The organism is Allobosea sp. BE125, from assembly GCF_031456075.1.
Lineage (GTDB): Bacteria > Pseudomonadota > Alphaproteobacteria > Rhizobiales > Beijerinckiaceae > Allobosea.
On sequence record NZ_JAVDTY010000001.1, the window covers coordinates 244,225 to 256,787 of the forward strand.

Consider the following 12,563-nt stretch of genomic DNA (forward strand, 5'->3'; position numbering starts at 1 on the left):
GGATGATGACGAAACAGCCGTCGAATCGCGCCCGGTCGACGGTCGCCGAACAAGCATCCGAAACGGGCGATGCCGTCCGGCGCAATGTGCGGACGGAGCTCCTCGCGGCACTCAACCCCGAAGGCGCTACACCGCGCTATCTGCAGCTCGCCTCGGCCCTCCGCTACCTGATCCAGCGCGACGTCTTTCGTGCCGACGAGGCGTTGGCGTCGGAGCGCGACCTGGCGGCCTGGACCAATTTCGCGCGTATTACGGTGCGCCGCGCGATCGAGGTGCTGCTGCGGGAGGGCATCCTGACACGGCGGCAAGGCTCGGGCACCTATGTCACCCGCCGCATCGAGCAACCTCTCTCCGTGCTGGCGAGCTTCACCGAGGAGATGTCCTCGCGTGGGCGCCGGGCCGGCTCGACCTGGCTCTCCAAAGAGATCGCGCGGGTCTCCTCCAGCGAGGCGCTGGCGCTGGGCCTGGATCCCGGCGAGTCCGTGCTGCGCCTCTCCCGTGTCCGCACTGCCGAGAACGAACCGCTGGCCATCGAGATCGCGGCCGTGCCCGCCTCTTTGCTGTCCTCGCCGGATCTGGTGGGGGATTCCCTCTATGCGGCGCTCGCGACCGCCGGCTGCCGGCCGGCGCGGGGCGTGCAGCGCCTGCATGCCTCGCTCGCCACCACACAGGAAGCCAAGCTGCTGATGATTCCGCCCGGCAGCGCCGTGCTCCGGATCGAGCGCCGCGCCTTCCTCGCCAATGGCCGCCCCATCGAGTTCACCATCTCTGCCTATCGCGGCGACCGTTATGATTTCGTCGCGACGCTACGTTCCAGCCCGGGCGAGGCTAATGGCGAGGGCGAGGGGGGCTGACGCAACCTTCGTGCAGAGCCAGCTTGTCCGAGAGCAGGATGCGAAAAACTGGGCGCCGGTTTCTCGCATTGATCCGGCTCTAGACTTTTTCCGCCACGATTTTTTGGGCCGGCTCCCAATGGGCCGGGGGCTGGAAGGGGGCCGCGTCTGCAGCCTGATCGGCGAAGCCGCGTACCCGGCCGCAGACGCAATCGCCCTTGCGGCGCTGCGGACGGTCGACGGCGCCGAGGCATTCGGCCACGAGATCGAGCTGGAGGCGTTCGAATTTGGGATCGAAGCGCCCGGTCAGCCAACCGATGACGAAGCCCGCCGCCAGCGTTCCCGCCGTCGTGGTGATGTAGCCCACTGTGTCGATCTGTGGGATCGCGCTGGCGATCGGGTCCGGCCGTTCACCGCGCGCGACGGCAGCCTCGGCCTCGGCCTTGGCGGCCTCGCGCTCGTCGGCCGACATCATCTCCTGTCGGAAGCGGGTCGGGTTTATCATGCCCCTGCACTGCGGACAGGGATCCTCCGGGAGGAAACGGACCAGTTGGACGATCTGCCCCGTGACCACCCCGTTCGCGCCCTCGATCAGCCCGCCAATGTCGAGCGCCGGCATGGCGTAGCGCCGGGCGATGTCGGAAACCGCGAGCCGGCTCGTATGCTGGTCGGTGCAGCCCATCAGGACATCGGCCTGGATCACGGCGTCGATGATCTCGGGTTGGGGCAGCCGGCCGATCCAGGTCTCGACCACCACATCGGGCGACATGCCGGCGACATGGCGACGCGCGATCGTGACCTTGGGCACTGCATCCGCCGCGTCCTGCGGCACGCTGCCATGCAGCCTTTCCAGATTGGATTCGCTGGCATGATCGGAATCGATCACGATCAGGCGCCCGACCCCGGCGCGCGCCAGGATCGGGATCGCGGCCGAGCCGGTGCCCCCGGCGCCGATCAGCGCCACGGTCGCGCGCTGGAGCCGCTGATAGGCCTCCTTGCCGAATGCGCTGGTAAGCCGGGCCACACGCTCGGGCGGGATCGGAGGGGCGGGTGGGCGCTCGCCGCGCGGCCAGGCGACAACGTCGGGCCGGCGCGCCGCCGCCACGCGTGTCGCCTGCCGCCAGATGCCGCCATGGAAGATTCGGCCCGAGACCGCGATCTCCTTGCCGGTGTCGCCTGCGAGCTCTGACATGATGATGCTGACATAGGGGCGGCCCGGCGCGAAATCGGCAAAATACTCCGCGTAATAGCGATCCATCTCGTCGTCGACGGAGCTTGGCCGGGGCGGAGCGCCTTCGGGATGCGAGTGGATGATACCGACGCCAAGCGCATGCCGCTCCGCTGCGAGCGCGATCCGCCGCGAATAGCCGGCCGTGATCTTCACATCCGCGACGCCGTCGTCGAGATCGCCCTCGAGCGGCTCGTCGAGCGCAGCCAGGGTCACGACGAGCCCCTCGGGTGTCTCGCGCCAGCCGAAGCGCGCGAAACCCGCCCATTCCTTGTTCGGATAGCGCCGGAAGACGAGGCGCTCGAGCAGGTCGAACTCCGGCGAGGCGAAGCGCAACAGCGCTGTCGGCTCCGCCTTGCGATGGAGGGAATTCACGCGCCGTCTCCGGCCGGCGATCCGCCCATCACATATTGGCGCGTAACCAGGAAGTGCTGGCCAGGCGCGAGCGTGACGGGCGCATCCAGCACCAACTCAGTGGGTTCGCAGTCGCCCGCCTCGATCTCGACCACGGCGTTCTCCGCCGGCACCCCGAGCAGGGCGGCGATGCCTGCGCCAGTCACCCCCGGCTTGACCTCGAACCGCCTGCGATTGACGAAGATGGCGACGGCGCCGGAGGTCGTCTCATCACCGGCGGGGTTTGTCGTGCTGCTCATCGCTTGCCTCCTGGGGACGCTGCAAAGCCTTTGGTTTGGTAAAGCCTTGGGTTTGGTAAAGCCTTGGGTTCAAACTTTGGGTTCGCGCGCATGCGTGCGGCACAGCGGCCGCTCGCGTATACTTGGGGCGAGGCAAGGCGAAATCATCGGTGCGGCTGCCTGCGGCAATACCAATATGAAACCAGATAGTCGCAACTTGGGGTAGATAGTCAAGGATGGATCGGATCATCGTTAAGGGCAGCCCAATCCGCGATGGAAGCATTGAACGATCGGCGAGGCGGAGGTAATCCTGCTCACGGCGCGTGAAGCGCTCCCTTTGCATCGATGGCGGTGGCATGAGGTGCCCGCCATGGATCGATAGGCGGCATGGGCTGTCGCTGGTGCCGGGCGATGCGATTGCGGGCGTGCCGGTTCGCGCCGGCTGCCCCTGAGAAATTTTGGAGCTGCGGGCGGGCATCGCCGTAAGTGGCTTGCAATTGGTATTATCGAGGATTACCAATTCAGAACCAGATGGACGCTGGCATCGTCCGCCCCGGCACGGGCAGTCTCCGTCCGCGCTTGCAGTCGAAACCAGGTCAGTCAAACCGCGTCATGCGCAGCTCTTTCCTTGCCAATCGTGCGCTTGATCTGGCCGTCGTTTTGTTTGGCGTGTCTGTGCTGACCTTCCTGATGATCCGGCTGATCCCCGGCGATGCGGTTGCGATCATGCTGGGCGCCAACACCGAGGTGACGCCCGATCGGGTCGCGGCGCTGCGCAGCCGGATCGGGCTCGATCAGCCGGTGCTGCTGCAGTATTTCAGCTGGCTCGGCGGCGTGCTGAGCGGCGATCTCGGCGTGTCGCTGTGGACGAGGCGGCCAGTCTCGCAGGAGATCACGGGCCATATGTGGCCGACGATCCAGCTCACCGTGCTGGCGCTGATCGTGGGAGCGGGCCTGTCGCTGCCGCTGGGCGTGCTGATGGCGCGCTTGCGTGGCAAGGCCTGGGACACCGCCTTGCGGATCGGCTCGGTGGCGGGGCTCACCATCCCCTCGTTCTGGCTCGGCATCATGATGATCCTGGCGCTGACGACGCTGGCGCCGGACTGGCAGCTGCTCGGCTATGTCCCGTTCAGCGAGGACCCGCTCGGCAATATCGCAAAGCTGCTGCTGCCGGCGGTGGCGCTGGCCCTGCCGATCCTGGCCAATCTCTCCCGCCTGGTGCGCTCGGCCATGCTCGACGCGCTGCAGCAGGACTATGTCCGCACCGCCCGCGCCAAGGGCCTGTCGGAAAGGCGCATCCTGTACCGGCACGCGCTGCGCAATGCGCTGATCCCCTTCGTGACGAGCGCGGGCATCATGACCGGCTATCTGCTTGGCGGTGCCATCGTGGTGGAGCAGGTCTTTGCCATTCCGGGCCTCGGGCGATTGATCCTGGGGGCCATCGCCGAGCGCAATTATCCGCTGGTGCAGGCGACCATCCTCGTCGTCACCTTCGCCTTCGTGCTGGTCAATTTCGTGGTCGATCTGCTCTATGTGCTGATCGATCCGCGCGTGCGGCTGTGAGCGCTGCCATGGCCGGCAAGACGCCGAAGTCAGGCAAGACGCCGAAGCTGCTGATCGTCGCGGCGAGCGCCGTGATCCTGCTCGTCCTCGTCGCGGTGCTGGCGCCCTGGATCTCACCTTACGATCCGCTGGCGCAGGACATCCTGGCCCGGTTGAAGGGTCCGAGCGCAGAGCATTGGCTCGGTGCCGACCAATTCGGCCGCGATCTGCTGTCGCGGCTCATCCATGGCCTGCGCGCTTCGCTGGGCATCTCGGCTGCGGCGGTGATCGTGGCGCTCCTGGTCGGCGGCACGCTTGGCCTGGTCGCCGCCTATTATCGCGGCTGGACCGAGCGCATCGTCATGCGCTGCATGGATGTGCTCTTCGCCTTTCCGGTGATCCTGCTCGCCATCGGCGTCATCGCGATGCTGGGTCCGGGCTCCGGCCCGACAGCGATCGCGATCGCCGTGGTCTACACGCCGATCTTCGCGCGCCTGCTGCGCGGGCCGGCGCTGGTCGTGGCCGAGAGCGATTTCGTGATGAATGCGCGCGCGATCGGGGCCTCCGATGCGCGCATCATCTTCGTCCATATGCTGCCCAATCTGGCGAGCGTGCTCTTGGTGCAGACCAGCCTGTTGCTCTCGGCGGCGATCCTGGTCGAGGCCTCGCTCTCCTTCCTCGGGCTCGGCACGCAGCCACCGGCGCCATCGCTGGGCACCATGCTGTCGGAGGGGCGCAATGTGCTGCTGCTCTCGCCCTGGAGCGCAGTGTTCTCAGGGGTCGCGATCCTGATCCTGGCCTTCGCGCTCAACCTGCTCGGCGACGTGCTGCGCGACACGCTCGATCCGCGCCTGAGAGGCGAGCAGTGATCTGCCGCGACGCTAGAGCCTGCGACGTCGCATGGCTGACAGAGGTCGCGCTCGACAATTATCGCGCGATCTTCGCGCCGCTCTTGCCGGATTGTGACTGGGCGCCTTTCGACGAGGCGCATTTCCGGATGCGCTTCAGCGAGGCCTGGCCGCGCGTCAGGATCGTTGCGGATGCCGTTCCGCTTGGCTTTGCGCTGGTCACGGATGGCCATGTCGACATGTTCTTCGTCGATCGCAGCGTGCAGGGCAGGGGCGTCGGGGCGAGATTGCTTGGCGACGCGCAGGAGCGCGGCGCAGGCTCGCTCGAAACCTTCGCGATCAACCAGGCGGCGCGGCGCTTCTATGAGCGCGCCGGCTGGCGCATCGCGGCACGCTATTCCCGGTCTTTCGCCGGGGCGGTGTGCGATTTCGTTCGTTACGAGCGGCCCTGACCGCTGTCAGGTCCCGCTCTCGACCTTGCCGCTCTCGACTTTGCCGCTGTCGACCTTGCCGCCCTCGCTGCGCAATTCGCGGACCTCGACGACGAAATCGTAGCGGTCGCCGCGATAGGCCGAGCGGGTGAACTCGACCGGCGTGCCGTTGGGCAGGAAGCCGCGGCGCTCGATCCGCAGGATGGCGGCGCCCACCGGCACGGACAGCAGTTTCGCCTCGGGCGCGGTCGCGAGCGAGGCTTGCAGGCGCTGCAGGCCGCGCACGGGCTTGGCGCCGCGCGCCTCCAGCGCGGCGTAGAGCGAGATGCCGACCTCGTCGAGCGAGGGCAGATGACGCGCGGGAACGACGGCGCGCTCGATCGCGAGCGGCTCGTCATCGGCGGTGCGCACGCGCGTCAGGCGGTGCACGGGTTGGTCGAGCGAGAGCGCCAGCGCCATGGCCTCGTCCGGCGTGGGCAGGCCGGTGGCCTTCTCCACCCAGATCGAGCCCGCAGCATGGCCGCGGATCGCCATGTCGGCAGAGAACCCGGCCAGCAGCGCTGCCGGCTGTTCGATGCGCGGGGCGATATAGGTGCCCGAACCATGCTTGCGTGAGAGCAGTCCCTCGCGCAGCAGCACATCCAGCGATTTGCGCACGGTGACACGCGAAATCCCGATCGCATCGGATAATTCGCGCTCCGAGGGCAGCGCGTCGCCGGTCTTGATCGCGCCGTCGCGGACCTGGGCGCGGATCAATTCGGCCAGTTGCAGATAGAGCGGCGTCGGGCTCACCTCGATGAGTTGGCCCTTGGTGATGCGCAGCATCAGATGGTCCCGTCGGCGATATCGGAGAGCGCGACACGCAGATTGCCGCCGCTGCGCGCGAGAATGCCGGCCGCCGCCTCGGGCGCATAGCCGAGCACGACCAGCGTCGCGAGCTTGATGTCGCCATGCGTGATCTGCAGCGCAGCGGCCGCCTCCTCGACATCGCAACCGGCGATGCGCGCGACCATCTGCTGCGCCCGCAGCTTCAGCTTGGCATTGGCGGTGCGCATATTGACCATCATGCCACGATAGACGCGGCCGAGCCGGAGCATGATGCCGGTCGAGATCAGATTGAGCACGACCTTCTGGGCGGTGCCGGCCTTCATCCGGGTCGAGCCCGCAATCAATTCGCTGCCGGTCTCGACCAGCACCGGAAACCGCGCCGCCGCCAGCAATGGCGCGCCGGCATTGTTGGCGATGCCGATCGTCACCGCGCCGCGCTCCGTCGCGCGCTGAACCGCCGCGACGGTAAAGGGCGTCGTGCCGCTGGCCGCTACGCCGATCACCACATCGGCGGGGCCGATCCGCGCTTCTTCCATGCGCCGAATGCCGTCAGCGGTGTCGTCCTCAGCGCCTTCGACGCTGGAGATCAGCGCGTCCTGGCCGCCGGCCATGGCGAAGACGATGCGTTCGAGCGGCCAGTCGAAGGTCGGCGGCAATTCGGCGCCGTCCTGCACCGCGACGCGGCCCGACGTGCCCGCCCCGACATAGACCAGTCGCCCGCTCTCGCCGAGAACTTCGGCTGCCGCAGCGGCTGCCGCGGTTAGCGCAGGCAGGGCGCTGCGGACAGCAGCGACAGCGGCCATCTGGCCGTCCCACATCGCTTCCATCGCGCTGGCGAAGGGCCAGGCGTCGAGATCGGTGAATCGGGGATCGACGTCTTCGGTCGCCATTTTGCGGCAAGCTCTCAAGATACCAGTTAAATGCCTTTTGCGAATTCAGAGATACCAATTAGTCCAAGCTATCGCAATCGCCAATCCGCTCCAGCTGGGTGCGATGCGTCGCCCAGGGACAGCCTGATCGCCCGGTTTCCCTTCGTCGCCGCCTGCTCGGCATGGCGCCGCTGACTGGCATGGACGCGCTGGCAAATGCTTCCCCAGACTCCATAACAACCGCTAGGCCGCTATCGTCCGCGCCAGGATGATCGCGCCCGAAACTGCATCGCCGTCGGCGGGCTTGAGACGATGGCGGACATCGGGCGAGAGCCAGGGTTCGATCGCGCTCGACAGGCCGCCGAGCAGCGTGACGCGCGGCGCGCCCTGGTCGAACAAGCCGCGCACGAGCCCGTCGATCTGCTCGGCTGCGCCCTGGACGATGCGCCGGCCGGCCGCGTCGCCCTGATTGGCATGGCGCATCACCAGGGGGGCGAAGGTCGCGTAATCCGTCGCCGTGGCGCGATCCATCCAGGCGACGGCTTCCGCCGGCTCGTTCTGGAAGCGCTGCATCACCTCGCCGAGCAAAGCGGTGCGTTCATGGCGGCCGTCATGAGCCCGCAAGGCGAGCTTGACGGCTTGCAGGCCGAGATCGGCGCCGCTGCCCTCGTCCGAGATCGGGAAGCCGTAGCCGCCGACACGCAGCTCGCGCCCTTCGACGCGGCCGATCCCCATCGAGCCCGTGCCGGCAATCACGATCGCGCCGTCCTGGCCGGAATGCGCGCCGAGGCAGGCGGCGAAGCCGTCGCTGGTGAAGGCGATGCCGGCGAAGGGGTGGGGCAGGGCCTGCAGAGCCTCCAGCGCGCCCTTGCGGCCGAGCCCCGCAAGCCCGATGCCGGCACGGATGGCGCCACGCGCCTCACCGGCAATACCGGCCTCCTGCAGGGCGGCCTCGACGGCGGTCATGATCGAGGCCCAGGCCTTGTCGATGCCGAACCGCGTCGCCGCCGGTCCCGACAGACCCTGGCCGAGCACCTCGCCCGTGCTTGTCTCAAGCCGCGCGCGGCAGCCCGTGCCGCCGCCATCGACGCCCAGATAATGGCGCGCTTGCCCCGACACCGCGCTCAATCCTTCAATCGGGTGATGTCGGCGCCGCAGCGGCGCAGCTTGACGTCGAGCTGCTCGTAGCCGCGGTCGAGATGATAGACGCGGTTGATGATGGTCTCGCCCTCGGCGACCAGGGCCGCGAGAACGAGGCAGACCGAGGCGCGCAGATCGGTCGCCATCACCTGGGCGCCCCTGAGGGGCGAGCCGCCGCGCACCAGCGCGGTCGTCGCCTGCAGCGTGATGTTGGCGCCGAGCCTCTGGAGTTCGGGCACATGCATGAACCGGTTCTCGAACACGGTCTCGCGGATCATTGCCGCACCGGCGGCCTGCGTCATCAGGGCCATGAACTGCGCCTGCAGATCCGTTGGGAAACCCGGATAGGGCTCGGTGCTGATGTCGACGCCGGTGAGGGCACCGTCGCCGGAGACGATCAGGCCGCGATCGCCCGGCCAGATCCTGACGCCGGCTGCCTCCAGCACCTGCGCGACCGAGGCCATCTGCTCGAGCCTGGCATGGGTCAGTTCGAGCTGGCCGCCGGTGATGGCGGCGGCGATGGCATAGGTCCCCGCCTCGATGCGGTCGGGGATGATCTGGTGTTGCGTTGTGCGGAAATCGGTGTCGCCGGCAATCAGGATGCGGTGCGTGCCGGCGCCTTCGATGCGCGCGCCCATGGCGATCAGGCAATCGGCGAGGTCGGCAACCTCCGGCTCGCGCGCCGCGTTGACGATTTCGGTCTCGCCCTTGGCGCGGGTCGCCGCCATCATCGCGGTCTCGGTCGCGCCGACCGAGGGCGAGCCGAGCACGATGCGTGCGCCCTTCAGCCCCGCCTTCGCCTCGGCGACGATCGTGCCGCCTTCGATCTCGATCCTGGCGCCCAGCGCCATCAATGCCTTGACGTGGAGGTCGACCGGGCGCGCACCGATGGCGCAGCCGCCGGGCAGCGAGACCCGCGTCGTCCCGAAGCGGGCGAGCAGGGGGCCGAGCACGAGCACAGTCGCGCGCATGCGCCGGACGGTGTCGTAGGGCGTTTCGCCGCCATTGGCCGGGCCGGCGTCGATCGTGGCGGAATGAGGATCATGGCGCGTGACCGTCGCGCCATGGGCGTGGACGACCGCCAGCATGTTGTCGATATCGCTCACGGCCGGCAGATTGGTCAGCGTTAGCGGCTGGTCGCTCAAAAGGGCTGCCGCGATCTGGGGCAGACTCGCATTCTTGGCGCCGGCGATGGTCACCGCGCCTTCCAGCCGCTTGCCGCCGACGATCCTGAGCCGATCCATGAGCTTCCTCTTGTGACGAGCTGAATGGTGTTATACTGGTCTTGTCAAGACAAGACCACAACAAGCAAGATCACAGCAAAGCGGCGTCGCGCCGCGCGAACGGTCCTCAGCCCTTGCATCGCGATCCCTCTCCTTCTTGGCAAGGCCCCCATCTGATCGCGGCGTCGCAGCTCTTCGACGGCGAGCGGATGCTGGGACCGTGCTCGGTCGAGATCGCCGGCGGCGTCATCGTCGCGCTGCATGAGCCGAACGAGGCGCCGGGGGGACTGCCGACGAGGCAACTGCCCGCCGACAGCCTGCTCGCGCCGGGCTTCATCGATATCCAGGTCAATGGCGGCGGGGGCGTCCTGCTCAATGACGATCCGTCCGTGGCGACGGTCGGCATGATGGCTGCCGCGCATCGCCGTTTCGGCACGACGGGGCTGCTGCCGACATTGATCACCGACGCGCCGGACCGCTTGACCACGCTCGCCGCGATCGCCGGCGAGGCGCTGGCGGTACCGGGCGTGCTGGGCTTTCATCTCGAAGGCCCCTTTCTGAATCCGGCGCGCAAGGGCATCCATCCGCCGCAGCATATCCGCTTGCCTGATGAGGCGGAGATCGCGCTGTTGACGCGGTTCGGCATGACGGGGCGTTCGTTCCTGACGCTGGCGCCGGAACTGGTCGACGGCGCTGTCCTGAAGCGGCTCGCTGCTGCGGGCCTGCGCATCGCGATTGGCCATAGCGATGCAACCGCGGCCGAGGTCGCGGCGGCCGTGGGTGATGGCGCGACGGGTGTGACGCATCTCTTCAATGCGATGTCGCAGATGACGCCGCGCACGCCGGGCGTCGTCGGCGCGACGCTTGCGGATGAGCGCCTCTTCGCCGGGATCATCTGCGATGGCCTGCATGTCGACCCGGTCAATCTGCGCGCTGCCTTCCGTGCCATGGGGCGCGACAGGCTGATGCTGGTCACCGATGCGATGTCGCTTATCGGCTCCGACAAGGCATCGTTCCTGCTGCATGGCCGCGCCATCACTCTGAAAGATGGGCGTTTGACCGATGCGCAAGGCACGCTCGCAGGCGCGCATCTCGGCATGATCGAGGCCGTGCGCAATGCGGTCAGGCTGATGGGCGTGACGATCGAGGATGCGCTCATCATGGCCTCGCGGACGCCGGCGCACTTTCTCGGGCTGGACAAGGAACTTGGCCGGATCGTGCCCGGCCACCGGGCCGACCTCGTCGCTTTTGATGCGACAAGCGTGCTCGCGACCTGGATCGATGGGCGACCCTGACGATCCGCGCTTGCGGCTTCGCCCGCAGGCTGCATAACTCCGGCCGCCCGATTTTGCGCCGGACCTTTACGCCCATGAGCCCAGCCTCGCATCTGATCGCCATCGACTGGGGCACCTCGTCGCTGCGCGCGGCGCTGATGGACCGCGACGGCACGATCCTCGACCGGCTGCAATCGGGCGACGGCGTCATGGCGATGCTGGGGCGCGACTATGCCGAGTGCTTCGAGAGCCTGTTCGGCCCCTGGCTCGACCGCCATCCCGCGGCGACCGTCCTGGCATCGGGCATGGTCGGCAGCCGCCAGGGCTGGCGCGAGGCTCCCTATGTCGCTTGCCCCGCCAGTTTCGAGGATCTGGCGCGCGGCATCGCCTATATCGAAGTGGAAGGGCGCGGTCGGATCGGCCTCGTGCCGGGCCTCGTCAGCGATCAGATCGGGCCAGCGCCGGACGTCATCCGGGGCGAGGAGGTCCAGGTTTTCGGCGGCATGCGCCTCAACGGGCAAGCCAGCGGCATCTTCGTGCTGCCGGGCACGCACAGCAAATGGGTCGTGGTCGAGGAGGGGAAGATCGCGCGCTTCCACACCTTCATGACCGGTGAGCTCTACGGTTTGCTCAAGCGGCATTCGATCCTGGGCAAGCTGATGCCGGAGGACAGCGAGCCGCCTTTCGCTCCCGCCGCCTTCGAAGCCGGCTGCAGGCTTGCGCTCTCCGACGAATCGGGCGCGCTGCTGCACCGCCTGTTCTCGGTCAGGACGACCGGGCTGTTCCACCGCCTCACCAGCGAGGATTTGCCGAGCTATCTCTCCGGCCTGCTGATCGGCGAGGAGGTGCGCGAGGCGAAAGCGCTGATCGGCGATCATGCGCCCGGCCCCATTCAATTGATCTGCCGCGAGGATCTGGCGCGCTCCTACCGGCTCTGCCTCCAGGCCGCCGGGATCGACAGCGCCTGGATCGACGATGCGGCCTTTCTCGGCCTGTTCGACATCGCCCGCCGCAACGCCCTGATCGCCTGAGGTTCCAGCATGAGCTTTCACGATGCGCTCCGCGCCTTTCCGTTCATCGCCATCCTGCGCGGCGTGAAGCCTGACGAGGTCGTTGGCCTCACCGAGGAACTGATCGCGGCGGGTTTTCGCATCGTCGAGGTGCCGTTGAACTCGCCCGAGCCGCTGCGCAGCATCGAGGCGCTGGCGCGCGCCTTCCCCGACATCCTGATCGGTGCGGGCACGGTGATGAGCGCTGACGCCGTGGCTTCGGTCCAGCAGGCGGGCGGGCGCCTGATCCTGATGCCGCATAGCGATGGGGCAGTCGTGCGGGCGGCCAAGGAGCGGGCCCTGACCTGCGTGCCCGGCGTCGCGACACCGACGGAGGCGTTCGCGGCGCTCGCCAACGGGGCCGATGCGCTGAAGATGTTTCCGGCCGAGCAGATGCCGCCTGCCGTCGTCGGCGCCTGGCGCGCCGTGCTGCCGGCGGGGACGCTGCTCGTCCCAGTCGGCGGGATCAGCGCGGACAAGGTCGAGGCCTATCGCAAGGCCGGCGCCGGTGGCTTCGGCCTCGGCTCGGCGCTGTACAAGCCCGGCATGACGCGCGAGCAGATCCGCACCACGGCGCAGGCCTTCGCCCAGGTCTCTGCCTGACGCGCTAAGCCTGACGTCGCCCGCTCGGGCAACCGTACCCACGAATACTCTTGCCAAGCCGCG

13 protein-coding genes are annotated in these 12,563 nt (G+C 68.0%); 7 read left to right on the forward strand and 6 right to left on the reverse strand.

The features are described from left to right. Positions 1-5 precede the first annotated feature (5 nt). Complete coding sequence (locus tag J2Y55_RS01185; RefSeq protein WP_310146797.1) at positions 6-854, forward strand: GntR family transcriptional regulator; 849 nt, start codon at positions 6-8, stop codon at positions 852-854. Positions 855-933: 79 nt separating this feature from the next. Here J2Y55_RS01185 and J2Y55_RS01190 read toward each other — a convergent pair whose 3' ends face one another. Continuing rightward, a complete protein-coding gene (locus J2Y55_RS01190; protein WP_310146799.1) occupies positions 934-2,436 on the reverse strand; it encodes a ThiF family adenylyltransferase in 1,503 nt (500 codons plus the stop codon). Further along, positions 2,433-2,714 carry a multiubiquitin domain-containing protein gene (locus J2Y55_RS01195; protein WP_310146802.1) on the reverse strand — a complete coding sequence of 94 codons (282 nt, stop codon included), beginning with the start codon at positions 2,712-2,714 and terminating at the stop codon, positions 2,433-2,435. The genes J2Y55_RS01190 and J2Y55_RS01195 overlap by 4 nt, the downstream gene beginning before the upstream one ends. Positions 2,715-3,305: 591 nt before the next feature. Here J2Y55_RS01195 and J2Y55_RS01200 point away from each other — a divergent pair. From J2Y55_RS01200 to J2Y55_RS01210, 3 genes are read left to right on the forward strand one after another with little or no spacing between them, the layout of a single operon-like run. Further along, a complete protein-coding gene (locus J2Y55_RS01200; protein ID WP_310146804.1) occupies positions 3,306-4,256 on the forward strand; it encodes an ABC transporter permease in 951 nt (316 codons plus the stop codon). 8 nt (positions 4,257-4,264) lie between these two features. After that, complete coding sequence (locus J2Y55_RS01205) at positions 4,265-5,104, forward strand: ABC transporter permease (RefSeq protein WP_310146806.1); 840 nt, start codon at positions 4,265-4,267, stop codon at positions 5,102-5,104. Then, positions 5,101-5,535, forward strand: coding sequence for a GNAT family N-acetyltransferase (locus J2Y55_RS01210; protein ID WP_310146807.1), 435 nt, complete (start codon positions 5,101-5,103; stop codon positions 5,533-5,535). The genes J2Y55_RS01205 and J2Y55_RS01210 overlap by 4 nt, the downstream gene beginning before the upstream one ends. Before the next feature lie 6 nt (positions 5,536-5,541). Here the strand turns inward: J2Y55_RS01210 and J2Y55_RS01215 are convergent, their stop codons facing one another. From J2Y55_RS01215 to murA, 4 genes are all read right to left on the reverse strand, one after another. Next, positions 5,542-6,339 (reverse strand): GntR family transcriptional regulator, encoded by a 798-nt coding sequence (locus tag J2Y55_RS01215; RefSeq protein ID WP_310146810.1) that lies wholly within the window; start codon positions 6,337-6,339, stop codon positions 5,542-5,544. Then, positions 6,339-7,232: an N-acetylmuramic acid 6-phosphate etherase gene (locus J2Y55_RS01220; RefSeq protein ID WP_310146811.1), complete on the reverse strand. Its 894-nt coding sequence runs from the start codon at positions 7,230-7,232 to the stop codon at positions 6,339-6,341. The genes J2Y55_RS01215 and J2Y55_RS01220 overlap by 1 nt, the downstream gene beginning before the upstream one ends. 222 nt (positions 7,233-7,454) lie before the next feature. Continuing rightward, entirely contained in the window at positions 7,455-8,330 is an 876-nt protein-coding gene (locus J2Y55_RS01225) for a glucosamine kinase nucleotide-binding domain-containing protein (RefSeq protein ID WP_310146813.1), read from the reverse strand. 5 nt (positions 8,331-8,335) lie between these two features. Continuing rightward, the gene (gene murA, locus J2Y55_RS01230) at positions 8,336-9,595 is read right to left on the reverse strand and encodes a UDP-N-acetylglucosamine 1-carboxyvinyltransferase (protein ID WP_310146815.1); all 1,260 of its coding nucleotides are present in this window, start codon (positions 9,593-9,595) and stop codon (positions 8,336-8,338) included. Between the two features lie 113 nt (positions 9,596-9,708). Here murA and nagA point away from each other — a divergent pair, with 113 nt between their 5' ends. The 3 genes from nagA to J2Y55_RS01245 all read left to right on the forward strand — a co-directional run bounded on the left by nagA (position 9,709) and on the right by J2Y55_RS01245 (position 12,500). After that, on the forward strand, positions 9,709-10,869 hold the full coding sequence (gene nagA / locus J2Y55_RS01235; protein WP_310146817.1) for an N-acetylglucosamine-6-phosphate deacetylase: 1,161 nt from the start codon (positions 9,709-9,711) through the stop codon (positions 10,867-10,869). A gap of 74 nt (positions 10,870-10,943) precedes the next feature. Further along, positions 10,944-11,879, forward strand: a complete 936-nt coding sequence (locus J2Y55_RS01240) for a 2-dehydro-3-deoxygalactonokinase (RefSeq protein ID WP_310146819.1) — start codon at positions 10,944-10,946, stop codon at positions 11,877-11,879. 9 nt (positions 11,880-11,888) lie between these two features. Then, the gene (locus J2Y55_RS01245; RefSeq protein ID WP_310146821.1) at positions 11,889-12,500 is read left to right on the forward strand and encodes a 2-dehydro-3-deoxy-6-phosphogalactonate aldolase; all 612 of its coding nucleotides are present in this window, start codon (positions 11,889-11,891) and stop codon (positions 12,498-12,500) included. Positions 12,501-12,563: the final 63 nt, after the last annotated feature.